This window comes from Sphaerospermopsis sp. FACHB-1194, from assembly GCF_014696235.1.
In the GTDB taxonomy this organism is placed as follows: domain Bacteria; phylum Cyanobacteriota; class Cyanobacteriia; order Cyanobacteriales; family Nostocaceae; genus Sphaerospermopsis; species Sphaerospermopsis kisseleviana.
This window is the reverse complement of sequence record NZ_JACJPU010000002.1, coordinates 213,256-237,759: the sequence shown is the minus strand read 5'-3', so window position 1 is coordinate 237,759 and position 24,504 is coordinate 213,256. Positions and strand designations below refer to the sequence as shown.

Here is a 24,504-nt window from a genome sequence, read left to right as displayed (position 1 = left end):
TTTTCATAATTTCCCGACTCAGCTAAGGCTTTACCATAGCTATTTAATGCTATTATATCATCAGGATTAATTTTTAAAGACCTCTCAAAAATATCACAAGCTTTTTCATAATTTCCCGACTCAGCTAAGGCTTTACCATAGCTATTTAAAGTTATTATATTATCAGGATTAATATTTAAAGACCTCTCAAAAATATCACAAGCCTTTTCATAATTTCCCGACTCAGCTAAGGCTTTACCATAGCTAGTTAATGCTATTATATCATCAGGATTAATTTTTAAAGACCTCTCAAAAATATCACAAGCCTTTTCATAATTTCCCGACTCAGCTAAGGCTTTACCATAGCTAGTTAATGCTATTATATCATCAGGATTAATTTTTAAAGACCTCTCAAAAATATCACAAGCTTTTTCGTAACATTTTAATTTCAATAAAACTTTACTATATGTACTTAATACCTTTAAATTATTTGGTTCAATTTGTAAAGCCTTGTCAAGAATATTTAATGCTTTATCATAATTAGCAACCTGAAATAAAGCACTTCCATAATTTCTTAAAATACTAACATGATTTGGTGCAAGTTGCAGAGCTTTTTCAAAAATTGTTAACCCTTCTTTTATTTTATTTAGTTTTACTAGAGATTGTCCATGAATTTTCAAAGCCTCAATATTATCTGGTTCAATTTCTAAAACTTGTTGAATAATGGCAATAGCTTGTTTACTGTCTCGATTCTTCAGTAAATCGTCAGCTTTGTTAATTAAAGATTGGATATCATGATTATTAATCATAGTTGATTTTTTAAATTTAAAGGAATCCAGGGAATAAATTCCCTGTCTCAAAGCCAAAGTCGGTTAAAACCGACTAGAATCTAGTTTAATTTACTGAGGGAATGTTTGACAATTATATCCTGTAAATCCTGATTCTGACATCTTTATGCAATCCATGAGCTAGGTAATAAATTCCCTGTCTTAAAGCTAAAGTCGGTTAAAACCGACTAGAATCTAGTGTAATTTACTATTTAATAATCACATCCTGAAAATCTTAAAATCCTGTACTTCGACTTACTTCGACATAGTTCGACTGCGCCCTTCGACACCGCTCAGTACAAGCTCACTAACCGCTCAGTAACCAGATATCCTGATTCAGACAAAAAAATTTTGACTTTTGACTTTTGACTTTTGACTTCCCGAAGGGTGTCCTGATTCAGACAAAAAAATTTTGACTTTTGACTTTTGACTTTTGACTTCCCGAAGGGTGTCCTGATTCAGACAAAAAAATTTTGACTTTTGACTTTTGACTTTTGACTTCCCGAAGGGTGTCCTGATTCAGACAAAAAAATTTTGACTTTTGACTTTTGACTTTTGACTTCCCGAAGGGTGTCCTGATTCAGACAATAACATTAACAGGGGCAAGAATGACAGAAACAACCGCCAATTATGATCAAACATGGAAAGAAGCGATCACCCAATATTTTGAATCATTTATCCAATTCTTTTACCCCAATCTACACCAAAAAATTGATTGGAGTAAAACCCCCATCTCCCTAGATAAAGAACTAGAACAAATTACCGCATCTAGTCAAACTAAAAAACGTTATGCGGATAAATTGTTTCAAGTGTGGTTATTAAACAATGAAATCATCTGGATTTTGATCCACATAGAGGTACAAAGTCAATATGACAAAGAATTTACCCAAAGAATGTACATCTATAACTATCGTTCCTTTGATTTATTTCATAAACCAGTTATTAGTTTAGCAATTTTAGGAGATGAAGACGCAAAATGGCGACCGAATAGTTATGAATATGGCATAGATGATAGTTTCGTAAAAATGCAATTTAGTATTGTGAAACTATTAGACTATCAATGGGAAGAATTAACCACCAGTAACAATTTGTTTGCTATAATAGTCATGGCACATCTGAAAACCAAAGCCACGACTAAAGACTTCACGCAACGAGAACAATGGAAATGGAACATAGTCAGACCATTATATCAAAAGGGTTTAACTAGATTTGATATTATCAATTTAGTTAAATTCATTGATAAAATGATGACCTTACCACCACCATTACAAACTACATTCAACCAGAAATTAGAACAACATGAAAAGGAGTTAAATATGCCTTTCCTAAGCACTATTGAAGAAATGGCAGAAGAACGAGGTGAAGCCAAAGGTGAAATCAAAGGTGCTAGAAAAAACTGCCAAAACAATATTATCAAAATTCTGTCCAATAGATTTAATAATGTTCCCGAATTGATGAGCGATTCTCTCAAGAAAATTGAGGATATGACTATTCTGGAAAATCTCCTGTTAGCAAGTATTAGTGTTAATTCTTTGGAGGAATTTCAAAAGTTAATTGATGCAGAATTGCAGCAAAATCAATGATATAATATCCCTGATTACTTCTATTATGAGGAAATCAGGGATTTATCAAATTCCTCATCCTGTAAATCCTAAAATCCTGTACTTCGACTTACTTCGACATAGTTCGACTGCGCCCTTCGACACCGCCCTTCGACACCGCCCTTCGACTTCGCCCTTCGACTTCGCTCAGGACAGGCTCAGGACAGGCTCAGTACAAGCTCACTAACCGTAGTTCGACTCCGCTCACTAACCGCTCAGTAACCAGAAATCCTGATTCAGACAATTATGATTGTTCTGAATTATCATCTTCATCAGTCTTCTTAATTCCCTCTTGGAAATTTCTCAAACTCTTTCCCAATACTCCCCCCAACTCAGGAATTTTCTTGGGTCCAAAAATCAAAATTGCAACTATGGCAATAATTACTACTTCCGGCCATCCTAATCCAAACATAGAATTTTCCTCTTGAGTCACTTTAGGTTAACTATACAATTTATTCTATTCACGGTGAATAACGGGTGGGTGCAACTCATGGAGATAAATGAAAATCTCTAAAACTGCTTTCCCTATTTCTTTAATTTCATTTTCTGCAAACTTTCTCCCAGTTTGTAAGTATTGCTCTAGGGTTTAGTATGTTAGTTAAAAACCGAAAAACCAAAAAACAACCCACCCCGGAGTCGGAATGGGTTAATTTTATTTAAAACGAATTAAGAATTTAGGGTAGACTTAGTAGCGATTGCGACCACCGCCGCCACCACCGTAACCACCACGACCACCACCACCACCGTAACCACCACCACGGTCTTCTTTAGGTCTAGCTTTATTTACTTTTAAGCCACGACCCATCCACTCAGCACCATCAAGTGCTTCAATAGCTGCTGTTTCTTCCGCTTCTGAACCCATTTCTACGAAAGCAAAGCCACGTAAACGGCCTGTTTCCCGGTCAGTGGGGATTTGTACACGCTTTACAGTACCATATTCTGCAAATACAGATGTCAAAGCATCCTGTGTAACTTCATAAGAAAGATTGCCTACGTAAACTGACATATTATGTCTCCAAAATCACGAGTTTGTAGAGATTTAGATTTCGGAGAGCAGTCTGTAAATACCACAAGTAAAAAGCCTGTCAATACTAACAACAAAACGCTAATCGCCGAATTAACTCTCTCCACTATTATTACACATAAATCAAGTTTTTGGAGTAAGACTTTACAAAAATTTCATAAATTTTATCAAAACCTTTGTCAGCCGTTTAAGTTTGGGTAGAGGCTAGTAATTCAAGCTGATAACTGATGGTTATCAAGAAAATCCTGACTACAATCCTTGACATCACCAAGCCTACAACAAATCAATTAGTTTAAACTCGCTTTTCCAAGTATTGCCCAATCATCAACTGCTCACCAGCACGGGAAACAATACTTTGTCGGGTGCGATATTTATCACCGATGAGTTTAATTTCTTCCTCAAATACAGAATTATTGTACTCAGTTCGCAAACACAGAGTTTTCAGACTGGGGAAATAATATTGTGCTGTGACTGGTTTAGTAGTGGCAAAACCGCGATCGCGATACAAAATATTTCCCCAAGCACCAAACACAGTCACACCACTAGCTTCTTTTTTAGCGTTGTGTAAATCTGTACTTTCCCAAGTAACTTTTGCACCACAAGTTAAGCTTTCTAAATCCTGCAAATCATGTAACTGAGCCAGCTTTTGCAATTCATCATCCCCTTGTTGCAAAAAATGAATGGTAATAATACTTACCATTTCCTTGGTTTCTCCTTGGGGTAAAGTGTAATAGCGTCTTTCAGAGCGCCATTCACCTACAGAAGCTTGGAAAAACTCAGCAATTTGCTGTTCATCAGCAGTTAGGGCAATTTTCAGCAGTAATGTCACTTGTTACTTTCCTCACCTAAAAGTCAATGTGTTGCTTTGGTGGTTGCACCTGCAATATTCTATCTGGGATATAAAAGCAAGCTTTGTTTAATATTCTTAATATATACACAAAAACCTGAAAAATACCAGTTCGTTTGGCACATTTTTCATAAATGGCTGGGTAATGAAAAACTCCCAGGAATAAATCATGACTAATTTCCTATTACTTATTGGTGGCAAAATCTTTATACTAACTTTATAATTTTTAGGATTGTCAGCAATTCTATACATCAATATCCATAGGATATGGTGAAAATTCTGTCAGTTTTATTGAGGAAAAAAAGTTATTTGGAATACATAAATAAATAGCTGAATTTTGATTGCTATTTTTGATTATTCATACCTATTCCAAAGTATTGGCTAATAAATGGCTGTAAGAGTGCAAATACTGCCCAAGTGGAGAAAAATTCATGGTTTTGGACCCAAATAAGTCACAAAAACAGGTGAAAACATCAACTCCTATAGTTGTCAGCCCAGTGATCAATAAGCTGATGAATAAGCATAATTTATTTATATTCTGTCTGCTGTTACTGGGATTACTAACAACCAGTTGTGGTTCATTACCAAAAGAATCAGCAGAAGCCCAATCGAAGCGGACTGGTGGTGGAGAACGAGCAAATAGAGAAACATCTGTAGATATAGCGATCGCCCGCACACAAGAACTACGTCCCCCAGCGGACTATATTGGTAACACCACCCCATATCGGACAGTATCAGTGCGATCGCAAGTAGAAGGAAGACTGATATCCTTAAATATGGATGTTGGTGATACAGTCAAACAAGGGCAAATCATCGGCCAGTTAGATGATGTTCTATTGATCACAGCATTACAGCAAGCAGAAGCAGAACTAGCAACCAGCCAATCAGAAGTAGCCAGGGCAATGACCCAAGTAAGTAACGCTCAAACGGAAGTAGAAAAAGCAAAGTTAGAACTCATCCAAGCCCAATCAGACTCCCAAAGACAGCAACAATTATTCAAAGAAGGAGCAATTTCCGAACAAGCAGCCCAACAAGCTCGCACCAAAGCCCAAACAACCCAAAAAGCCCTACAAGCCACTATTGAAAGAGTCCGTACAGAAAAACAAGCCGTAGCAGCTGCCCAAGGTAGAGTATTTGCCCAACAAGCAGTAGTCAAAGCCGCCAAAGAACGCCGTTCCTACTCCCGTTTAATCTCCCCCATCACGGGCGTAGTTACAGAAAAAGTCACAGAACCCGGTAATCTCCTACAACCAGGAAGCGAAGTCTTAAAAATTGCTGACTTGAGTCGAATTAAAGTAGTAGTTCAAGTTTCTGAATTAGAACTAGCAAAAATTCAAGTAGGGCAATCTGTACAAGTGCGTTTAGATGCCTTCCCCGATCAAAACATCATTGGTAGAGTAGCGCGTATTTCTCCATCTGCTGATCCTACAGCCCGTTTAGTACCCATAGAAGTAGTCATTCCCAACAGTGGCGGGAAAATAGGTAGCGGACTACTAACAAGAGTGAATTTTACAACTCAGACACCACAGCGAGTAGTAGTATCACAAACAGCAATTAATAGCAAAGACAAAGAAACATCAGCAGAAATGAACAACGGCACAATTTTTGTTGTTCAAGAAACTGACGGTAAAACCAAGGTAAAAGAAAAATCGGTAACATTGGGTAAAAAAGTTGATGGTAACGTCGAAATTCTTTCAGGGTTACAACCAGGAGAAAGTTATATTGTTCGCAGTAGTAAGCCATTAAAAGATGGTGAAGTTGTCAAATTATCAATTTTGTCAGAAAAAGATTTAAACAAACCGCAAAGAAAGAACTTGTAAATTTTTTTAGCAGTTTCAACTCTGTCACCTGTCACCTGTCACCTGTCACCTGCTATAAATATGCAAATCACAAACAACAAAGGCTTTAGTATCAGCGCCATTTCTATCCGTCAGCATATCGGTACATTGATGCTGACCTTAGCAGTAATTGTCATTGGTTTATTTTTCATTATTCGTTTACCTGTAGATTTACTGCCATCTATTACCTATCCTCGTATTGGTGTGATAATAGAAGCACCGGGAATTTCTCCAGAAGTAGCAGTTGATGAAATTACAAAACCACTAGAAGAAGCTTTTTCAGCCACAGAAGGAGTAATTCAAGTTTTTTCCCAGACTCGTGAAGGTCAAGTCAGTTTAAATTTATATTTTCAACCAGGGGGAAATATTGATCAAGCACTAAATGATGCTACCGCTACTTTTAACCGAGCGAGAAATAGATTACCAGACACCATAGAAGAACCACGAATCTTTAAATTCGACCCTTCCCAACTACCTGTTTATGAATTTGCGCTCACTTCACCTACACTGAAAAATGTTAATTTGCGCGTTTTTGCCGAAGAAGAATTAGCCCGTGAATTAGGTGTAGTACCAGGAGTTGCAGTTGTAGATGTATCAGGAGGAGTGCAAGAAGAAGTTAGAGTAAATATAGATTTAGATCGTCTCCAAGCTATTGGTGTCGGTTTGACTGATGTGTTAAACGAACTGCAAAATCGTAATCAAGATATATCTGGGGGAAGAATTTTAGGAGCCAATTCTGAACCGTTAACCCGGACAGTGGGACGCTTCAAAAATGCAGAAGAAATTAATAATATTTCCTTTGAAGTATCTGCACCTAATTCAAATATCAAAAATCGTGTTTATTTGCGCGACTTTGCCCAAGTTATTGACGGATCAGAAAAACAAAGACTGTACGTTTTACTCAATGGTCAAGAAGCAGTAAAAGTCAGCATTCAAAAACAAGCAGATGCTAATACTGTCAACGTTGTTGATAGAGTTAAAAAAAGATTACAAGAACTGAAAGAAGCGGGTGTTATTCCTGCGGAAGCAACTCTCACAGGAACTTTAGATGAGTCAATATTTATTCGTAATTCCTTAGCGAATGTGACTTCTTCTGGTTTAATTGGTTCAGGTTTAGCAGCGATCGCTGTATTACTGTTTCTTGGTTCTTTACGGCAAACATTCATTATTGTTCTATCTATACCTTTAGCCACATTAGCAGCTATTATTATGATGGGAATGTTCGGCTTATCCCTGAATATTTTTAGCTTAGGTGGTTTAGCATTAGGAGTGGGAATTGTGGTTGATAATTCCATCGTCATGTTAGAAAATATTGCCGCAGGAATTAATCAAACTAAACTACAAAATCACACATCAGAATTATCAACATCAGCAATTATTCAACAAGCAGAAAAAAGTAGTCGAGAAGTTGAATCAGCTTTACTTGCTTCTACCAGTACAAACTTAGTTGCAGTATTACCATTTTTGCTGATAGGGGGTTTTATATCATTACTATTTAATGAATTAATTCTCACGATTAGTTTTGCAGTAGCAGCTTCAATTTTAATTGCTGTTACTGTTGTTCCCATGTTGACATCACGATTATTAGCTTTACCCTTTTCTAGTTCTTTAAATAATTTTTGGTTTTTCCGGGAATTTAATCGTCGTTTTGATGGAGCAACAAGATTATATAGCAGTTTCCTATCTGGAATATTGCGTTGGCGGTTATTAACAATTGCGATCGCTATCATTTTCTTTGGTGCTGGTAGTGTGTGGATGTCTCCCCAAATTCCCCAAGAAATTCTTCCTCAAATAAACACCGGACAAGCTAGTTTATTTGCTCAATTTCCACCCGGTACACCATTAGAAACTAACCAAAAAGTTATGCAAGTTGTAGATGACATTTTGCGTCAGCAACCAGAAACAGAATATGTCTTTTCTACAGTTGGTGGTTTTCTGTTTGGTGGTAATAGTAATCCTAATCCTTTGCGAAGTTCTAGTACCATTACCCTCAAACCAAACTCAGATATAGAGACTTATATTGAGCGTGTAACTAAAGAATTTAGCAAACTGAATTTAGTAGATATTCGACTGCGTTTAGCACCTGGAAGAGTGCGGGGTTTATTTCTTAATAACTCTCCTATTCGTGGTGCTGATGTTGATATAATTTTGCAGGGAAATGATACCAATACTTTAGAAAAAGCAGGACGAGAACTACTAGCAACTTTAGACGAGAAAATTACTTCAGTCAGATTCCGTCCAGATACAGATCCACGTCAACCTGAAATTCAGATTGTACCTGACTGGGAACGAGTGGCCAATGTGGGTTTAAATACTCAAGATATTGGCGAAACAATTAAAACCGCAATTACAGGTACTGTACCCACCCAATTACAACGGAATAACCGCTTGGTAGATGTGCGAGTAGAATTAAATGAAGAAGCGGTAAAAACAACTTCTCAGCTAGAAAGATTACCCTTATTTGTAGAAGGTAATCAACAAATTAGATTGAGTGATGTAGCGACAATTGTTGAAGGAAAAGCACCCGGAGAAATTCAAAGAATTAACCAGCGTCAAGTCTTTTTAATTGCAGGTAATTTAGCAGAAGGAGCAAGTCTGGGTCAAGCATTAGAGCAAGTAGATGAAGTAATTAAAAATGCCAATTTTCCTGAAGGTGTAAGTCCTTTACCCAGTGCAGCAGCAGAATCAAATCAACAATTACAAAACTCGTTGCAACTTCTAGGAGGGTTAGCAATATTTTTAGTTTTTGTAGTGATGGCTGTACAATATAATTCTCTTGTTGATCCTTTAGTAATTCTGTTTACTATTCCTCTTGCTTTAGCTGGGGGGATTTTTGGACTTTACATCACCGAAACTGCCATTGGTGCAACAGTAATTGTGGGTGCAGTTTTATTAGTAGGTATTGTGGTAAATAACGCCATTATCATGGTAGAATTAGCAAATCAAATTCAGGAACGCGAACAAGTTGATCGTCGCACCGCAATTTTAAAAGCTGCACCTCAACGTTTACGTCCGATTTTAATGACAACAATTACCACAGTTTTAGGGATGTTTCCCCTAGCTTTAGGAGTTGGGGAAGGTTCAGAATTTCTGCAACCATTAGGTGTAGTAGTCTTTTCCGGCTTGTCTTTAGCAACACTGCTCACCTTGTTTATTATTCCTTGTTTTTACACTCTATTGCATGATTTAATTGGTGGCAGTTGGGCAAAACCAGTATTTATCAAGTTGCGGATCTGGAAAAAAAATTTCAAGAAAGCATAATTCGTAATTTGTAGGAGAGAAAATATCCCCGATCTCTTTAAGAAGTCAGGGATCTAAATTTAACCCACATTCCGCACCCTAAACTGTCACACGACGAAGATTGGTCGTTTGGGGATTTGAGATTGGCGAACTGCTTGCAGCAGCGCTTCGCTATCGCCATCTAAGATTTCGACCTTTTTGTATCAAAATTATCCTCAACTTGGCTTAAAAACCGAAATTACCGATTGTGACACTGGGGGTGCGGAATGTGGGATTTAATGCAGTAGTTTGTAAGTAGGTCAACATAATTAAACGTAAAATAGGAAGTGGATAGATCCCCGACTTCTTTAACAAGTCGGGGGTCTGGGTATTACGTTTTTTTAGGTTGAGTTACTTAAGCATTCAAATTCTTGCTGACTGCTGAATGATTACACTAATTCTTGATACACGGCTAAAGTTTCTTGATGCACACGGGTAACATTGAGAGATTCTAAATTTTTCTGTGCGCGATATTTCCACATTTTCAAAGTATCTGCGTTACTTAATAAATTTGCTAATGCTTCAGCTAAAGCTAGACTATTTTGAGCAGGAACTAAAAGCCCAGCTTGTCCATGATCCAAAGCTTCTGGGATACCGTCTACCTGTGTAGCGACAATAGCAGTACCAGCTTCTCTAGCTTCTGAAATTACTAAAGGACATGGATCACGGTGAGAAGCAAGGACAAAAATATCACAAGCTAGAAGGTAGCGTTGCGGTTGTGGTTGAAAACCTTCAAAATGAATACGATCAGCTACGGTAGTTGATTTTGCTTGTTCTTCAAATATCTCTCTATCTGGACCATTTCCCACTAAATAAAGATGTGCTGTAGGAAAGTCTAAGGCAATTTTCTCAAAAGCAGTAATTAACTCAGTGATACCTTTACGTTTATACATTCCTGCTACAGTAGCGATCGCTGGATGTTGTAATTTTAAAGGTTGATAATCTGATATGTTACCAGTTCGTGGACTTCCCAAAGTTCCATTGCGTACTACCCGCAATTTATTTTCAGGTATACCACGTCGCACCATCGAAATTTGCACAGCTTTACTAACAGCTATTACCCTTTCAGATAAACCCATCAATAAACTAGCACTCTGGAATTCATTGTGTACAGTGGAAACTAAAGTATACTGATTTCTGAATTTCAAAATTCTTGCTAAAACTATTCCCGTCATCATGTGGGCATGAAGAATATCTGGATGGAATTCTTGCACAATTTTTCGATAACCCACGGCAGCTTTGAGAATATTTATCGGTTGGCGATTCTGGTCTAATTTGTAGTGTTTAACACCAAATTTTTCCAATAATGTTTCATATTCTCCTCCACCGGAAATTACTGCTACATCATATCCAGTTTTTGCTTGTAAACAAGCCAGATCCACAGCCACATTAACGATTCCATTTCCAATTTTCTGAACGTGATTTAATATATGTATAATCCTCATGAGCTTAAAAAATATTCAAATTTGACAGTTTTTTTTACACTGTGGGAGACAGCAGGAAAAGGAAACACAATAAACTCAATATCAATCCAGCATAGAGAATTCAAAAATCAATCTGAATTCATCAATAAAACAGGCTTAATGTTCCGTTTTTAATCTAAATTCTGTAATTCATGTCGCCACAATATATGAACAATACTATTTCTAGTGTTGATGCTCTGTTGTTTATAATTTTTATGTTCTGAACAGCGATATTTCTTCTCAACGATATACAGCATCATAAGATTTTTTATCTTTCCCCAGAAATATATTTTGATTAAATGCAAATTTCAGAGGATGTTTAAAAAAATGTGTTGCAATTCTAGATATTTTCTGCAAATAATGTCTCAAATTTACAAGGGGTCAGTAGGAGGCAGGGAAAGAAAAATTAATTTTTTTCTCCTGATAGGGCAGCTTGGCATCAGCCATACTTCTGATAGTGGAGCTTGGCTTAAGCCTGACTTCTGCCTTCTGACTGCTGACTCCCAGAAATTCTCACCAGGAACTTACATTAAATATCTGGACTATCAGGCAGTTATAGATTTATGATTGATGATCGTGGGTTTTTTTCAAAAAATAACTAGAATATGAACGTGCAAGAAGTAATCCGCTCTATAGAAGCGGAACACCTAAAATCCGATCTACCCGAAATTTATGTAGGTGATACAGTGCGGGTAGGAGTGAAAATTAAAGAAGGCGATAAATACCGAGTCCAACCATACGAGGGAGTGGTAATAGGTAAACGCAATGGCGGAATTAACGAAACAATTACCGTGCGTCGTGTATTTCAAGGTGTAGGCGTTGAGCGAGTATTTTTGCTGCACTCACCCCGCATTGATAACATCAAAGTAGTGCGTCGTGGTAAAGTCAGACGCGCTAAACTATACTACTTGCGTCAATTATCTGGTAAAGCTACCCGGATTAAACAACGGTTTGACCGCGCCCTGTGATGCAGTTAGTCCTGGGAAAAAACCAGGAAACTCAAGCCAAAAGCGGCATCTGCCGCTGACTTGACTTTCTGAAAAAATTAAGTTACACTAAAAAAGGAATTGTGTTAAACTAAAAAAAGTTCAGCGCAATCCCTGAAACAAAGATAGCTTGTGCGCTCTTAGTTCAGTTGGTAGAACGCAGGTCTCCAAAACCTGATGTCGGGGGTTCAAGTCCTCCAGGGCGCGCTCAAAAGCAAAAAATATAGCCCGAAACAAAAACGCATCTGCTAAAATAGCAGCCAGCGTTGATTATTTCGGGTCTAATTATTTTTTACTGATAGCTGAATTTGTTTACTGTAAATTGGGTCGAAGCTGTGAATAATTGTCAGCCTTGGTGCAAAATAACAAGGTGAAACGATGTAAGAAACGGGGGGTATAACGACCGTGGCCAAAAAAAACGAAGCAGAAATGCCAGAAGCAGGCAATGGTTTTAGCTTAAACAACTTCTTCCAAGGAACAAAAGAAGAACTGGACAAAGTAGTTTGGCCAAGTCGGAAGCAGTTGGTGAGTGAATCAGCAGCTGTGTTATTAATGGTGACACTTTCCGCGTCTTTGATATATTTGGTCGATGGATTGTTTGCTTGGGCAGCAAAACAGGTATTCTGATGACTTCTGCAACAGACGAACCACGGGATTTGCAGACAGAGGAAGCACTAGGAACAGCGCAAAAAGAAGCCCGCTGGTATGCAGTGCAAGTAGCCTCTGGCTGTGAGAAGCGCGTGAAAACAAATTTAGAGCAACGTATCCAAACTTTTGATGTAGCTGATAAAATTATCCAAGTGGAAATACCCCATACACCAACGGTAAAGATCCGCAAAGACGGGAAACGTCAGCCATCAGAAGAGAAGGTTTTTCCGGGTTATGTTTTAGTTCGGATGGTAATGAGTGACGATACATGGCAAGTGGTAAGAAACACAACCCATGTAATTAACTTTGTCGGTGCAGAGCAAAAACGAGGCAGCGGCCGTGGTCGTGGTCACGTCAAGCCAGTACCTTTAAGTCATTCAGAAGTAGAACGTATATTCAAACAAACGACAGAACAAGAACCAGTAGTCAAAATTGATATGGCTACAGGTGATAAGATAATGGTGCTTTCTGGTCCGTTCAAGGATTTTGAAGGCGAGGTGATCGAAGTTTCGCCAGAACGGAGTAAACTAAAAGCTCTACTCTCGATTTTCGGACGAGATACACCAGTAGAATTGGAATTTAATCAGGTACAAAAACAGAGCTAAATCCAAATGGCGAAGAAAGTAGTAGCGGTCATTAAATTGGCCTTAAACGCTGGAAAAGCCAACCCAGCACCACCAGTTGGTCCCGCACTGGGTCAACATGGTGTTAACATCATGATGTTCTGCAAAGAGTACAACGCTAAAACAGCAGACCAAGCTGGAATGGTGATTCCTGTAGAAATTTCCGTGTTTGAAGACCGGAGTTTTACATTTGTACTCAAAACACCCCCAGCATCAGTTTTAATTCGCAAGGCAGCGAAAATTGAACGCGGTTCTGAACAACCCAACAAGAAAAAAGTTGGCAGTATTACCAAAGCGCAGTTACGGGAAATCGCCCAAACTAAACTGCCTGACCTCAATGCTAACGACATTGATGCAGCAATGAATATTGTGGCTGGAACAGCCAAAAACATGGGTGTTACCATCACAGATTAATAGGTGACAGGTGACAGGTGACAGGTGACAGTAAAAAAGAGTAATGAAACCTGATAACTAGCAGCCGACCTATAACAAAATCTAAAATCCAAAATCTAAAATCTAAAATTGTATCGGGGGAGAAGTGAGAAACTTCGAGAACACCCCAGGAGCAAAAAATGGGCAAGAAAATATCACGCCGTTTACAGGCGTTGCTAGAAAAAGTAGAAGATAGGGATTACGCTCCCTTAGATGCGTTAGCTCTGTTAAAAGAAACAGCAACAGCAAAATTTCCCGAAGCCGCAGAAGCGCATATCCGGCTAGGGATTGACCCCAAGTATACAGACCAACAACTGCGGACAACGGTAGCACTGCCCAAAGGTACGGGTCAGGTAGTGCGTGTAGCAGTAATCGCCAGAGGCGAAAAAGTAACAGAAGCCACTAATGCTGGTGCGGATATCGCTGGTTCTGAAGAACTGATTGACGAGATTCAGAAAGGCATGATGGACTTTGACAAACTCATTGCTACTCCTGATGTAATGCCACAGGTAGCAAAACTGGGTAAATTGCTTGGTCCTCGTGGCTTGATGCCATCACCCAAAGGTGGTACAGTAACATTTGACGTTGCCAGTGCGATCGCCGAATTTAAAGCTGGTAAATTAGAATTTCGTGCTGATCGGACAGGCATTGTTCATGTTATGTTTGGTAAAGCATCATTTACCCCTGAAGATTTGTTAGTCAACCTCAAAGCATTGCAAGAGACAATTGATCGTAACCGTCCTTCAGGAGCAAAAGGCCGTTATTGGCGTACATTCTACGTCTCTGCTACAATGGGTCCTTCAATTAAAGTTGATATCAACGCCCTCAGAGATTTAAAAGTAACTGACGCTGCATAATTAGGTAATTGGTAATGGGTAATTGGGAATAGGTGAATATAAACCAATGACCAATGACTAAATACCAATGACCCTGAAACGAGACGCAAGCCCCTGACTTTTAGACATGGGGATAAGTCGATAGCGACCTTAGTCGCATTAAAACGATTGACTGGCTTTAGCCACAGTGGTATAATAGTGAAAAAGTGAGTAAAAAAACCATCTACGTGAAGAAACATCCTAGTGCGGAGAAATCCCGGCAACGGACATATCCAACTTGATTTGGAATAGTTAAAGGGCAAATAATGGCAGGATGTTGAGCGTACCTAACTGGCATTGTGATGGACTCACCAAAGCAAAAAAAAGTAAGCGCAATTGCAATACCTTTTGTCCTGGTAGTTGTTTTGAGCGTGTAGGGTGTTTTTGCCAGCACCATTGAAAGTCAGTTTATGGACTCTTCAAGAATCCCCCGGCTTTAGACGTGGGGAGTGTCAATAAAATTTAATAAAGCCGGAGACAGCAGGTGCTAATAGCTTAAATATCCTGCCGAGGTTGTAATTTTAAGTGACTGAAGTTTGCTCAAAAAAAGTTTGAGAACTACAGCATTAAAAATACTACTGTGAAACCCCGGCAAAGATAGCTGGGGTTTGTTGTTTTTGGCGCGTCAGTAAACAGGGGACTGGTGACTGGTGACTGGGGACTGGTGACTGGTGACTGGTGACTGGGGAGATAAGAAGATGAGGACATGGGGAGATGGGGAAGAAATATTGACCTTCTGACTCCTGACTCCTGACTCCTGACTCCTGCCTTTTGCCAATGTTCACTAATTAAGATTTTGCCCTTGGAGGTGAGATAAGCATGGGTAGAACGTTAGAAAACAAGAAAGAAATAGTAGCTGACCTGAAAGGGACTTTAAACGAGTCAACTTTAGCACTCGTAATTGACTACCAAGGTCTAACAGTTGCCGAAATTACAGACTTAAGGCGGCGTTTACGTCCTAGTGGCGCTGTTTGTAAGGTGACTAAAAACACCTTTATGGGCATTGCCATTCAGGAAGATGAGCAATGGAAACCAATGTCAGAACTGCTCAAAGGTTCTTCAGCCTTTGTGTTAGTTAAAGATGATTTATCAGCAATTAAAGCCTACCAGGAATTCCAAAAAGCCACCAAGAAGACAGAACTTCGTGGCGGTGTCATGGAAGGGCGCTTGTTGAAAGAAGCGGATGTCAAGGCCTTAGGAGACTTGCCATCTAAGGAACAACTTATGGCGCAAATTGCTGGAGCTATCAACGCTTTGGCTACCAAGGTGGCTGTGGGTATCAACGAAGTTCCAAGTTCTTTGGCTCGTGCTATTCAAGCTGTCTCTGATAAAGACAAAGACGGCGCTGAAGCTGCTGCTGAATAACAATTTTTCATTAGTTAAATGCTGTTAGTTAAAACCAGTATCTAATAACTAATGACAACTGACAAAAAACAAATCAAAATTCTTTAGGAGTTCTATCAATGTCTACTGCAACCGATCAAATTTTAGAACAGTTAAAATCTTTGACTTTATTAGAAGCTGCGGAATTAGTTAAGCAAATTGAAGAAGCTTTTGGTGTAAGTGCTGCTGCTCCTGCTGGCGGCATGATGATGATGGCTGCTCCTGGTGCTGCTGCTCCTGCTGAAGCTGTTGAAGAGAAGACCGAATTTGATGCTATTCTCGAATCTGTACCCGCTGACAAGAAAATTGCAGTTCTCAAGATTGTCCGTGAAATCACTGGTTTGGGTCTAAAAGAAGCTAAAGACTTAGTGGAAGCTGCTCCTAAACCCGTCAAAGAAGGTGTTAATAAGGAAGCTGCTGAAGACATCAAGAAACGCATTGCTGAAGCTGGTGGTACTGTAACCATCAAGTAATTTGTAATTGTAAATTATTTAGGGTGAGCTATTCTTTTAGCTTGCCCTAACAACTGGTTAAAAATTATTCTATGTTTTGTCTGTCAAAATTATTAGGCTGTTATTAATGTTCTTGCTTGCGTATAGTTAGGGTTTGCTGAAAAAGTTATCTGTGAAGGACCAGTGACAGGTGACAGGTGCTACGCCACGGTGACAGTTTCAATAGTTGGATAGGAACGATTTTTTCTTTAAGTAGGAATTAAGTGCAAGGTTTTTCAGTTGCCACCTCATAAAAGCTGGCACTTTTTGAAAGCACTTCGGCTTACTTCGACTTACTTCGACTGCGCCCTTCGACTGCGCCCTTCGACACCGCCCTTCGACACCGCCCTTCGACACCGCCCTTCGACACCGCCCTTCGACACCGCCCTTCGACACCGCCCTTCGACACCGCTCAGGACAGGCTCAGGACAGGCTCAGGACAGGCTCAGGACAGGCTCAGTACAAGTCGCTCAGTACAAGTCGCTCAGTACAAGTCAAAATAGCTAAAACCCTTTACCTGTAAAGTTTTCGGATTTATATGGCTAACGCCACGCTACGCTATCAGCAAACCCTACATAACCAACCATCATCAAGTAACATCCTGTAAATCCTCAAATCCTGGACATCCTAATTCTGGCAAAAAATTGAGAGTATTTTAGAGGTAATTGTTAAATTGGTTTAACATTGTTTAGCCGTTGCAGGATCAACAAAATCATGTAAATCTGCTTCCCAAACACTAATATAAATTGAATCGCAATTTTGCCTGATTATTTGCCCTTTAACTCCACCTTTTTTGAAGGTAAAATTGTCTGTCTGACGTTGTTGAATTTGTTGTAGTCCTTGTTGAATTTCTGCGGTTGCTTTTCCTGCTAATAAACCATTTAAAGTTGTTTGCATGATTTGATGATCTACAGTTCCCGCAAAACCGACTTCTGTTTGTCTGAGTCTACCAGTGTCACGGTCAAATAAATAACCCAGGTCTATTTTATCGGGTACTACTTCATAGATAACTGCACGGGTATTAGGCCATAATCCCCTTAAATCTCTTCTGGGTTTGCCTAATGCGGCTTCTACCGTGCTTCTGGATGTACCTGTAGTAAATATTGGTACACTTGTCCTGATATTGGTGGCATTTAATTGGCCTGTTGACTTAGGTTTATTCTTTTCGGGCTTTTTCTGGGTATCTGAAAATACCTCTGATTTGGGCAATACTTCTGGTTGAGTAGGCGGTTGTTCTGGCTGTTTCCGAGAATCAGATAATACCTCTGCTGAGGGAACTGCTTCTGGCTGTGGTTGCTGTTGTTGTATTTCCGCTTGGGGTGTGGATGTGACTGGAGGAATGGAAGTATTTTCAATTACAGGCTTATCCGCTGGTGGTGGTGTTATTTCTGGAGAAGAATTGCTTTCTGGTATGGGATTAGAAATGATTTCAGGTTGAATAGGGGGAGTTGGTGTAATTACTGGTGTGGGTGAAACTTCCAAAACCGGGGAATTTGTAGGTAAAACAGAGGGAGTTTGTGCTTCTGTTGTTACTGTGGAGTTGGTGGACGCTGAAGTTGAAGGTTGTGGCTGACGGTTAGAAGCTGTTACTAAACCAATTACAATACCAATTGCTACACCACCAAAAATGATAGCGGGTTTCTGCCAGTTATTAGGATTGTTGACTTGTTTGATAACTGGAGTTTTTGCGGGTGAATATGTGGGTTGAGTTGGCTGGTTAAGGATTTTTGTGGCGCTGGTGGTGGGAGAATGGGAGGGTTTGTAATTCTTATAATTATTTTGACCAGATTTTAAAGCATAGAGCATTTTACTGGCTGTGGTGTAGCGATCGCCAGGACGTGGTTCAATAGCTTGTGTAAGTATCTGTACCATTACTGGGGATATTCCCGCAGCATATTGTTGCCACAATATTTGCCCTGTTTGCGGGTGAGTTTCTAATTCTTGGGGGTGTTTACCTGTGAGTAAATAAATGGCAGTTAAGCCTAAACTATAAATATCAGTAGCATAAACTGGACGACCGATCGCTTGCTCACTGGGCATATAACCAGGAGTACCGATAACTATGGATTGTACAGGATTGCTTGAAGGATTGATCACGGTACGGATAGTTTCTTTCACTGCACCGAAATCAATTAACACTGGTTTATTATCCTGGGAGCGAAGGATGATATTATCTGGTTTTATATCTCGATGAATAATACCTTTGCTGTGGACATAATCTAAAACTGACAGCAAACTGACAAGAATTTCTCTAACAACTGTTTCATTTAACTTGCCTTTTGATTGGATAATATTGCTGAGGGTTTGTCCTTCAATCCATTCTTGCACTAAGTAAAATTTGCTATTTTCGGGAAAATAGGCGTAAAGTTTGGGAATTTGATCGCTGGTTTCCCCTAGATTTTCTAATATCGCGGCTTCTCTCTCAAATCTTTGTTGAATGAGTTGAGAAGTTCCAGGATCGTGGTTAATAGGTTTTAGTTCTTTAATGACGAAGCGACGACGGGAAGGAAGGTGGATGTCTTCTGCGAGGGAAGTTTCCCCAAACCCACCAGCACCGAGTACCTGGATAACTTGATAGCGGTTGTTTAACAGTTTTGTTGTCATGAAACGTTACACGCGAGATCCTTCCCAATGTATATCAGATACTTTGACGATGTAACTATAGGATGTTTCCTGAAGTCAGGAGTCAGGAGTCAGGAGTGAGGAGGGGTTGATTTAATTTCTGGTTAATTTTATTAATACAGCACTTTCCTTTGTAATGAGGTACACTCTGGGCGGGCAAGATGCCCACCTCACAGGGGTAGGTTTTTAATATTATCTGTGAAGGCAGGACAAGGAAGGCAAGGAGGGAAAGTAGACAAGGAAGATTTTAGACAAGAAATGTACTTCGGCTTCGCTCAGTACAAGGTCTGTTGAGCGTCAGTTTTTGTTACCAATCGTACATCATTTGTACGGCTTTCCTCCCTTGTCCACTGTCCTTCCTTGTCCCCCAAGTCTTGCCCTCACAACAATGTAAAATACCTACCCTTGTGAGAAGATGCCCACCCCACAAGAGTTTCATGATTATGATTTGTACCTCATAAGAATGAAATCTGCTGTATAACCGATTTATCTGAAATAGCGTAAATTGTTCTGATCTTGATATTGATTAATAAATTCTGCGTTTTCAACTTCTATTTTTGACAACAAATCAACAGGAAATTCTTGGGGTGAATATTGGGGATTATACCACGATTGCTGATTAAAATATGCTTGTAACTCAGGAGTATTAAACCTGCGTCCGTGAACTGCAAATATTGTGTTTCTCATAATATCTAATTCATAACCACTTTTACCAGATAAATCTGCTGCTGTCACCCGTCTTTGCGAAAGCCAAAAATAATTATTATTGATATTTGTGTTATTTACTGGTGATGTATCAGATATGGAAACCTTAAAAATTTCCTTGAAATATACACGATCAGGTGATGTATTAGCGTCTTTACTCGCAAGCACACAATAAGCATCTGAATTAACTTGTCCATAGGTTTTTAGAAAGTTGATACAATTCGTGCGATCGCTAAACCAATTTGCGTATACTTGATATAAACGCTTTCCTGATAGATTTGGATAATCTGGTATCCAAAACATTCCAGCTTGAGAATAACCTCTAACTTGTAAAGTTCTAACTTGTTGAGTAGCAGTTGGTAAATCTTTAAAGGCAGAATCAGCTACAAAATAAAATGAATTATTGACTACAGATTCATCTGCTAATGGGGGATTAACTTGAGTCTGTGTTGCGTCAGTAGATTGAGGTGAAGTATTTTTAGATGATTCTGTTTTTTGTTCTTCCTGAGTTGGTGATGAAGATTCTACTGAATTTTTATTTGAGGAAGATAGAGTTGTATTTGTGTTATTGGCAGATTCAACAGGTGGAGAAGATTTATTAATCGCCAATCCAATAATAATAGAACCACCTATCAAACTACTAGCGATAATACTAGGTAGAATCATTCCTGTTTGTTTATTATTCTGATTAACTGGTTGATTTGTATTCCCTGGACTAACTGTAACTGTATTTTGCAGTGGAGGAGCAATTATTGTTTGAGTAACTGGTGATTGACTATTAATAACTGACTTTATTTGCAAAGCATCCAACATTTCCTGAGCAGAAGTAAATCTTTCTCTGGGATGATAAGCAATAGATTTATCAATGACTTTTGCTAAATGAGGATTTATATTACTAGCAAAATTTTGCCAAATTATTTTCCCTGTTTGCGGATCTGTTTCCAAGGTTTGAGGCGGTTTACCAGTTAATAAATAAATTGCTGTTAAACCTAAACTATATAAATCACTAGAATAAACTGGTCTTCCTGCTGCTTGTTCACTGGACATAAATCCCGGTGTACCAATAATAATAGAACTGGTAGGATTTCCTTGCGAATTTAACACCGTTCCCATTGATTCACGCACTGCACCAAAATCAATTAAGACTGGTTTATTGTCATGATGACGAATAATAATATTATCAGGTTTAATATCCCGATGTACTATATGTTGGGAATGAATATACTTCAAAACAGGCAATATATTAACTAATAATTCCTCAATAGCATTTTCAGTAAATAATCCCTGCTTTTGCATTTTCGCTGTTAAAGTATCTCCTTCTATCCACTCCTGAACTAAGTAAAATTCACCCCCTGTAGAAAAATAAGCATATAAAGCAGGAATTTGATCAGATGCACTACCAAGGGTTTCTAAAATAGCTGCTTCTCGTTGGAATCTTTCTTGTACTATTTGATAAATTTGTGGATTATTGTGAATTGGTTTTAATTGTTTTACCACACAAAGGCGCTGTGATGGCATATTGGTATCTTGAGCGAGAAAGGTTTCACCAAACCCACCAGATCCCAGGGTGCGAATGACTTGATAGCGGTTGTTTAGCAGCATTGTTTTTATTAATGATTAAGTACGATATCTCTAATACCCATATTTTCGTTTTTTATTTGCAGATTGACTAGCTCTTGATTCTAAGGTAAATACTGGTATTTCCTCTAATTCATCTTCAGTTAAATTATACTGTTCACAAACTAAACTGAGGCGATTTCCAGGAGTTTTCACAGCGTTAACAGAATGGGTTAAATCTCCTTGAAAGTAAACCAGGGTATTAGTTTGAGGTTTAACTTGTCCCACTTGGCGTTTAGTTGATTTTAACACCAATTCTCCCCCTTCCATGTTTTCTGGTACTCGCACATAAAGAACACTAACTAGGTTGGGTGGTTCAATTGTTTTACAATAAGAACGCAAAGAACGATCTATGTGTGGATCAACGCGAGAACCTTCTTTTAATAGTAAGGGATTGAGATAAAAAGCATTACAATTAGGTTGCAATGCTAAATCTAAATAAGGTTTAAAAAAGGGAAACTTTTCTATAACTTTGGGTAATCCCTGACGCTGAAAAACCACAGAAAATCCTTTGGTGTTGATAAAATCACGATTAAGATTGTTGATAGCAAAGTAAGGACTAGATTGAATTTCACCCCACAAGTCATTGAGGTAATTATTAGGTAAAACGTTGGTTTGTAGTTGATAGTATTTCATGTTTTTAGTTCATAATTTTATTTGATAAATTAACTACCCAGATACCCGAACTATAAATTATAACTTATAAATTATAAATTATGAGTAATTTACAAAATAAACAAAAAGTCGGGTATCTTATTTTTAAATTTACAAATTCTGCAAAATTCGCTCAATCATCCCGTTTGCTTGGGAAGCATAACCACCACCAAATAAATTAAAATGATTTAAAATGTGATATAAATTATAAAGGGTTTTCCGTTGTTCATAACCCTGATCTAAAGGTAATATTTCTTGATAACCTTGATAAAAAGCTGGTGGAAAACCACCAAATAATTCTGTCATGGCAATATCAACTTCGCGATCGCCAAAGTAAGTTGCTGGATCAAAAATTACCGGTTCACCATCAACTGTAAATCCGGCATTTCCTCCCCATAAATCACCGTGTACTAAAGCTGGTTCAACATGATGATTTGCTAATAATTCGGGAATAGCTGCTAATAATTTTTCTGCTAAAGGAAATCTTCCTCCCTTTCTTTTTGCTAGTTGAAATTGATAACCTAAACGATGTTCTGTATAAAATTCTCTCCAGTCAGATTTCCAAGTATTAATTTGGGGTGTAGAACCAATAGTATTATTCAGATCCCAACCGAAACCTTTTTTACTAATGGTTTTGTGCATTTCTGCTAGGTTTCGTCCCATTTGTTGCCAAGATTTGTTATTACCACCGTTCATTTCTAGCCATTCTAATACTATATAACTAGAATTATTTGTATTTCCCCAACATACAGGTTTAGGAACACGGATAGTTTTGGTTTCATACATTTGTTGTAAACCCAGCATTTCTGCTGCAAACATTTCTCCCTGAGTAGCTTTGTTGAGTTTCACGAAGTAGGTGATTTTATCATTACTAATGGCATAACCTTGATTAATACAACCACCGCTTACAGATGAATGTTGAGAGGTTTGAAATTTTTGTCCTGTTACTTGACTTATATGGTGATCTATTTCTTGCCAAATCATGGTTTTTTATTGGTTATAGGTTATAGGTTATTAGTTACGCAAAAGGCAACGAAAGTAGGGGTAATACCCTTCGGGAAGCAAGCTACATGAATTACCCCTACGCAAGAATAAGGTTTTTAGTCATATCTTGCGTAAGTCCTATAGGTATTGGTTATTAGTAAGAAGTAAAAGTTATAGAATAGTATATTACCAATTACCAATCACCAATTACCCATGACTAATTTGGTTTGATGACAACTACACCATAAGCTGAGGGTGAAAGATATTTTTGTGCAGCTTGCATTAAATGATTTTCGTCTTGGTTTTGGATATATTGGGGATAATTAAATGCTGGTTCTAACTCACCTATTAAAGATTGATAATAACCATATAAACCAGAGCGATCGCTTGGTGTTTCATTGCCAAATATAAACCTATTTGCTACTCGTCTTTGCACACGAGCAATTTCTGATTCTTTAACTAATTCTGTGTGTAGTTTTTCCAAATGTTCAATGATTGCTGTTTCTACTGCTGGTAAATTTTCTACATCACATTTAGCAGAAATAGTAAATACTCCTTGGAGTTTATAATTACTATTACTCACAGAAATTGAAGAAACTAAACCTCTTTCTTCCCGCAGATCATGGACTAATCTAGATGTCCTTCCATGTCCTAAAATTCCCGCTATCACATCTAAAGCATAAGTGTCATTTAAATCAATCAATCCAGGTACTCGCCATAATATTATTAACCGGGCTTGTTGCAGACTTTCATCAATAAATTCCCGACGCACAATTTCTGTAAATGCTGGTTCTGTAACACCTGTTAAATGTTGATTTTTTGATGTTAAGCTTTTTGATGTTAAGCTTTGTGATTTTTGACTGTTTTTTTCAAATCCCTCAGCGACAATTTCTATTAATTCTTCCACTGGTAAATTACCCACAGCAACCGCAGTTATGGAAGATGGTTGATACCAAGTTTGATGAAATTCTCGCATCTGTTGGGGTGTAACTTGGGATATTACCGCTTCTGGACCGAGTACCGGACGACGATAGGGTAAAACATCAAAAGCGGTTTCCATTGTGTGCCGATAAATGCGCCTTCTGGGATTATCTTCTGAACGTCTAATTTCTTCTAAAACTACTAATCTTTCTCTTTCAAAAGCTTCTTTAGGAATGCTAGGATTACACACTACATCTATTTGCAGTGGTGCTAATTCTGCAAAATCTTTAGGGGCGGTAGTGATATAAAAATGTGTATAATCTTGGCTGGTAGCCGCATTTGTTACTGCACCTCTTTCTTCAATGCGACGTTCAAACTCACCACTGGCTAATTGTTCTGTACCTTTAAATACAATGTGTTCTAAAAAGTGAGCCATGCCGTTGATAGCATCTGACTCCACAGCAGAACCGATTTTTACCCATACATTCAGGTTAACTGCTTCTACGGGCATTTGCTCGGCAATAATGGTTAAACCGTTGGGTAGAGGATGCACCTTGGGCGCGTGAAGGCGTGGAGATTTTAACAGAGTTGATGTCATTGGTGGTGAGGGCTATGTTACTGCTTATATCTTACAATGCCTTTGATGGTGTTAGCAGTGGTCTGGGTTGTGGAAGTTGTGGGGGATGTTTTTATCTAAATAAATCT

General features: G+C 38.5%; 21 protein-coding genes, 1 tRNA gene and 1 other annotated feature. Of the genes, 11 read left to right on the top strand and 11 right to left on the bottom strand.

Translation table 11 applies throughout. The annotated features are described in order from the left end of the window. Positions 1-788: tetratricopeptide repeat protein (locus H6F45_RS02375; RefSeq protein ID WP_190346355.1), on the bottom strand; the 788-nt coding region annotated here is incomplete at its 3' end. Positions 789-1,414: 626 nt separating this feature from the next. On the opposite strand from H6F45_RS02375, the gene H6F45_RS02370 reads away from it, so the two are divergent. Further along, complete coding sequence (locus H6F45_RS02370) at positions 1,415-2,389, top strand: hypothetical protein (protein WP_190346354.1); 975 nt, start codon at positions 1,415-1,417, stop codon at positions 2,387-2,389. 262 nt (positions 2,390-2,651) lie between these two features. On the opposite strand, the gene tatA is transcribed toward H6F45_RS02370, so the two are convergent. The 3 genes from tatA to H6F45_RS02355 form a co-directional block, all read right to left on the bottom strand. Further along, complete coding sequence (gene tatA, locus H6F45_RS02365) at positions 2,652-2,819, bottom strand: twin-arginine translocase TatA/TatE family subunit (RefSeq protein ID WP_137668545.1); 168 nt, start codon at positions 2,817-2,819, stop codon at positions 2,652-2,654. A 273-nt stretch (positions 2,820-3,092) separates the two neighbouring features. Beyond that, positions 3,093-3,413 carry an RNA-binding protein gene (locus tag H6F45_RS02360; RefSeq protein WP_096566830.1) on the bottom strand — a complete coding sequence of 107 codons (321 nt, stop codon included), beginning with the start codon at positions 3,411-3,413 and terminating at the stop codon, positions 3,093-3,095. A gap of 310 nt (positions 3,414-3,723) precedes the next feature. Next, positions 3,724-4,260 carry a phycobiliprotein lyase gene (locus H6F45_RS02355; RefSeq protein WP_137666267.1) on the bottom strand — a complete coding sequence of 179 codons (537 nt, stop codon included), beginning with the start codon at positions 4,258-4,260 and terminating at the stop codon, positions 3,724-3,726. Positions 4,261-4,709: 449 nt separating this feature from the next. On the opposite strand from H6F45_RS02355, the gene H6F45_RS02350 reads away from it, so the two are divergent. Together H6F45_RS02350 and H6F45_RS02345 are read left to right on the top strand one after the other, a co-directional pair. After that, positions 4,710-6,098: an efflux RND transporter periplasmic adaptor subunit gene (locus H6F45_RS02350; protein WP_096566826.1), complete on the top strand. Its 1,389-nt coding sequence runs from the start codon at positions 4,710-4,712 to the stop codon at positions 6,096-6,098. 60 nt (positions 6,099-6,158) lie between these two features. After that, positions 6,159-9,377: an efflux RND transporter permease subunit gene (locus H6F45_RS02345; protein WP_190346353.1), complete on the top strand. Its 3,219-nt coding sequence runs from the start codon at positions 6,159-6,161 to the stop codon at positions 9,375-9,377. Between the two features lie 407 nt (positions 9,378-9,784). Here the strand turns inward: H6F45_RS02345 and H6F45_RS02340 are convergent, their stop codons facing one another. Then, positions 9,785-10,840, bottom strand: coding sequence for a glycosyltransferase (locus tag H6F45_RS02340; protein ID WP_096566822.1), 1,056 nt, complete (start codon positions 10,838-10,840; stop codon positions 9,785-9,787). A 623-nt stretch (positions 10,841-11,463) separates the two neighbouring features. On the opposite strand from H6F45_RS02340, the gene rplS reads away from it, so the two are divergent. From rplS to rplA, 6 genes are all read left to right on the top strand, one after another. Then, positions 11,464-11,826, top strand: a complete 363-nt coding sequence (rplS, locus tag H6F45_RS02335; protein ID WP_096566817.1) for a 50S ribosomal protein L19 — start codon at positions 11,464-11,466, stop codon at positions 11,824-11,826. Positions 11,827-11,978: 152 nt separating this feature from the next. Continuing rightward, positions 11,979-12,051 (top strand) — tRNA-Trp (locus H6F45_RS02330). 198 nt (positions 12,052-12,249) lie between these two features. After that, positions 12,250-12,471 carry a preprotein translocase subunit SecE gene (gene secE / locus H6F45_RS02325; RefSeq protein WP_096566815.1) on the top strand — a complete coding sequence of 74 codons (222 nt, stop codon included), beginning with the start codon at positions 12,250-12,252 and terminating at the stop codon, positions 12,469-12,471. Continuing rightward, the gene (gene nusG, locus H6F45_RS02320; RefSeq protein ID WP_096566813.1) at positions 12,471-13,097 is read left to right on the top strand and encodes a transcription termination/antitermination protein NusG; all 627 of its coding nucleotides are present in this window, start codon (positions 12,471-12,473) and stop codon (positions 13,095-13,097) included. The genes secE and nusG overlap by 1 nt, the downstream gene beginning before the upstream one ends. Positions 13,098-13,103: 6 nt before the next feature. Then, positions 13,104-13,529 carry a 50S ribosomal protein L11 gene (rplK, locus tag H6F45_RS02315; protein WP_096566811.1) on the top strand — a complete coding sequence of 142 codons (426 nt, stop codon included), beginning with the start codon at positions 13,104-13,106 and terminating at the stop codon, positions 13,527-13,529. A gap of 158 nt (positions 13,530-13,687) precedes the next feature. After that, positions 13,688-14,404, top strand: coding sequence for a 50S ribosomal protein L1 (rplA, locus tag H6F45_RS02310; RefSeq protein WP_096566809.1), 717 nt, complete (start codon positions 13,688-13,690; stop codon positions 14,402-14,404). A gap of 471 nt (positions 14,405-14,875) precedes the next feature. After that, positions 14,876-15,044 (top strand) — a sequence feature (ribosomal protein L10 leader region). On the opposite strand, the gene H6F45_RS02305 is transcribed toward rplA, so the two are convergent. Next, the gene (locus tag H6F45_RS02305; RefSeq protein ID WP_190346352.1) at positions 14,998-15,207 is read right to left on the bottom strand and encodes a hypothetical protein; all 210 of its coding nucleotides are present in this window, start codon (positions 15,205-15,207) and stop codon (positions 14,998-15,000) included. (Overlaps the previous feature by 47 nt.) 34 nt (positions 15,208-15,241) lie before the next feature. On the opposite strand from H6F45_RS02305, the gene rplJ reads away from it, so the two are divergent. Both rplJ and rplL read left to right on the top strand, forming a co-directional pair. Further along, positions 15,242-15,787: a 50S ribosomal protein L10 gene (gene rplJ, locus H6F45_RS02300; protein WP_096566807.1), complete on the top strand. Its 546-nt coding sequence runs from the start codon at positions 15,242-15,244 to the stop codon at positions 15,785-15,787. A 98-nt stretch (positions 15,788-15,885) separates the two neighbouring features. Continuing rightward, the gene (gene rplL / locus H6F45_RS02295; protein ID WP_096566805.1) at positions 15,886-16,278 is read left to right on the top strand and encodes a 50S ribosomal protein L7/L12; all 393 of its coding nucleotides are present in this window, start codon (positions 15,886-15,888) and stop codon (positions 16,276-16,278) included. A gap of 696 nt (positions 16,279-16,974) precedes the next feature. On the opposite strand, the gene H6F45_RS02290 is transcribed toward rplL, so the two are convergent. The 5 genes from H6F45_RS02290 to H6F45_RS02270 form a co-directional block, all read right to left on the bottom strand. Further along, on the bottom strand, positions 16,975-18,900 hold the full coding sequence (locus H6F45_RS02290) for a serine/threonine-protein kinase (RefSeq protein ID WP_137666264.1): 1,926 nt from the start codon (positions 18,898-18,900) through the stop codon (positions 16,975-16,977). Positions 18,901-19,404: 504 nt separating this feature from the next. Further along, the gene (locus H6F45_RS02285) at positions 19,405-21,225 is read right to left on the bottom strand and encodes a YARHG domain-containing protein (RefSeq protein ID WP_190346351.1); all 1,821 of its coding nucleotides are present in this window, start codon (positions 21,223-21,225) and stop codon (positions 19,405-19,407) included. Between the two features lie 30 nt (positions 21,226-21,255). Further along, positions 21,256-21,876, bottom strand: coding sequence for a 2OG-Fe(II) oxygenase (locus H6F45_RS02280; protein WP_096566800.1), 621 nt, complete (start codon positions 21,874-21,876; stop codon positions 21,256-21,258). A gap of 129 nt (positions 21,877-22,005) precedes the next feature. Further along, on the bottom strand, positions 22,006-22,875 hold the full coding sequence (locus tag H6F45_RS02275; protein WP_096572616.1) for a fructosamine kinase family protein: 870 nt from the start codon (positions 22,873-22,875) through the stop codon (positions 22,006-22,008). 220 nt (positions 22,876-23,095) lie between these two features. Next, a complete protein-coding gene (locus H6F45_RS02270; protein ID WP_190346350.1) occupies positions 23,096-24,397 on the bottom strand; it encodes a pitrilysin family protein in 1,302 nt (433 codons plus the stop codon). Positions 24,398-24,504 lie beyond the last annotated feature (107 nt).

Coding starts and splice junctions, on each gene's coding strand:
- H6F45_RS02370 (WP_190346354.1), top strand. CDS start 1,415: ATGACAGAAACAACCGCCAATTATGATCAAACATGGAAAGAAGCGATC.
- tatA (WP_137668545.1), bottom strand. CDS start 2,819: ATGTTTGGATTAGGATGGCCGGAAGTAGTAATTATTGCCATAGTTGCA.
- H6F45_RS02360 (WP_096566830.1), bottom strand. CDS start 3,413: ATGTCAGTTTACGTAGGCAATCTTTCTTATGAAGTTACACAGGATGCT.
- H6F45_RS02350 (WP_096566826.1), top strand. CDS start 4,710: ATGGTTTTGGACCCAAATAAGTCACAAAAACAGGTGAAAACATCAACT.
- H6F45_RS02345 (WP_190346353.1), top strand. CDS start 6,159: ATGCAAATCACAAACAACAAAGGCTTTAGTATCAGCGCCATTTCTATC.
- H6F45_RS02340 (WP_096566822.1), bottom strand. CDS start 10,840: ATGAGGATTATACATATATTAAATCACGTTCAGAAAATTGGAAATGGA.
- rplS (WP_096566817.1), top strand. CDS start 11,464: ATGAACGTGCAAGAAGTAATCCGCTCTATAGAAGCGGAACACCTAAAA.
- nusG (WP_096566813.1), top strand. CDS start 12,471: ATGACTTCTGCAACAGACGAACCACGGGATTTGCAGACAGAGGAAGCA.
- rplK (WP_096566811.1), top strand. CDS start 13,104: ATGGCGAAGAAAGTAGTAGCGGTCATTAAATTGGCCTTAAACGCTGGA.
- rplA (WP_096566809.1), top strand. CDS start 13,688: ATGGGCAAGAAAATATCACGCCGTTTACAGGCGTTGCTAGAAAAAGTA.
- rplJ (WP_096566807.1), top strand. CDS start 15,242: ATGGGTAGAACGTTAGAAAACAAGAAAGAAATAGTAGCTGACCTGAAA.
- rplL (WP_096566805.1), top strand. CDS start 15,886: ATGTCTACTGCAACCGATCAAATTTTAGAACAGTTAAAATCTTTGACT.
- H6F45_RS02290 (WP_137666264.1), bottom strand. CDS start 18,900: ATGACAACAAAACTGTTAAACAACCGCTATCAAGTTATCCAGGTACTC.
- H6F45_RS02285 (WP_190346351.1), bottom strand. CDS start 21,225: ATGCTGCTAAACAACCGCTATCAAGTCATTCGCACCCTGGGATCTGGT.
- H6F45_RS02280 (WP_096566800.1), bottom strand. CDS start 21,876: ATGAAATACTATCAACTACAAACCAACGTTTTACCTAATAATTACCTC.
- H6F45_RS02270 (WP_190346350.1), bottom strand. CDS start 24,397: ATGACATCAACTCTGTTAAAATCTCCACGCCTTCACGCGCCCAAGGTG.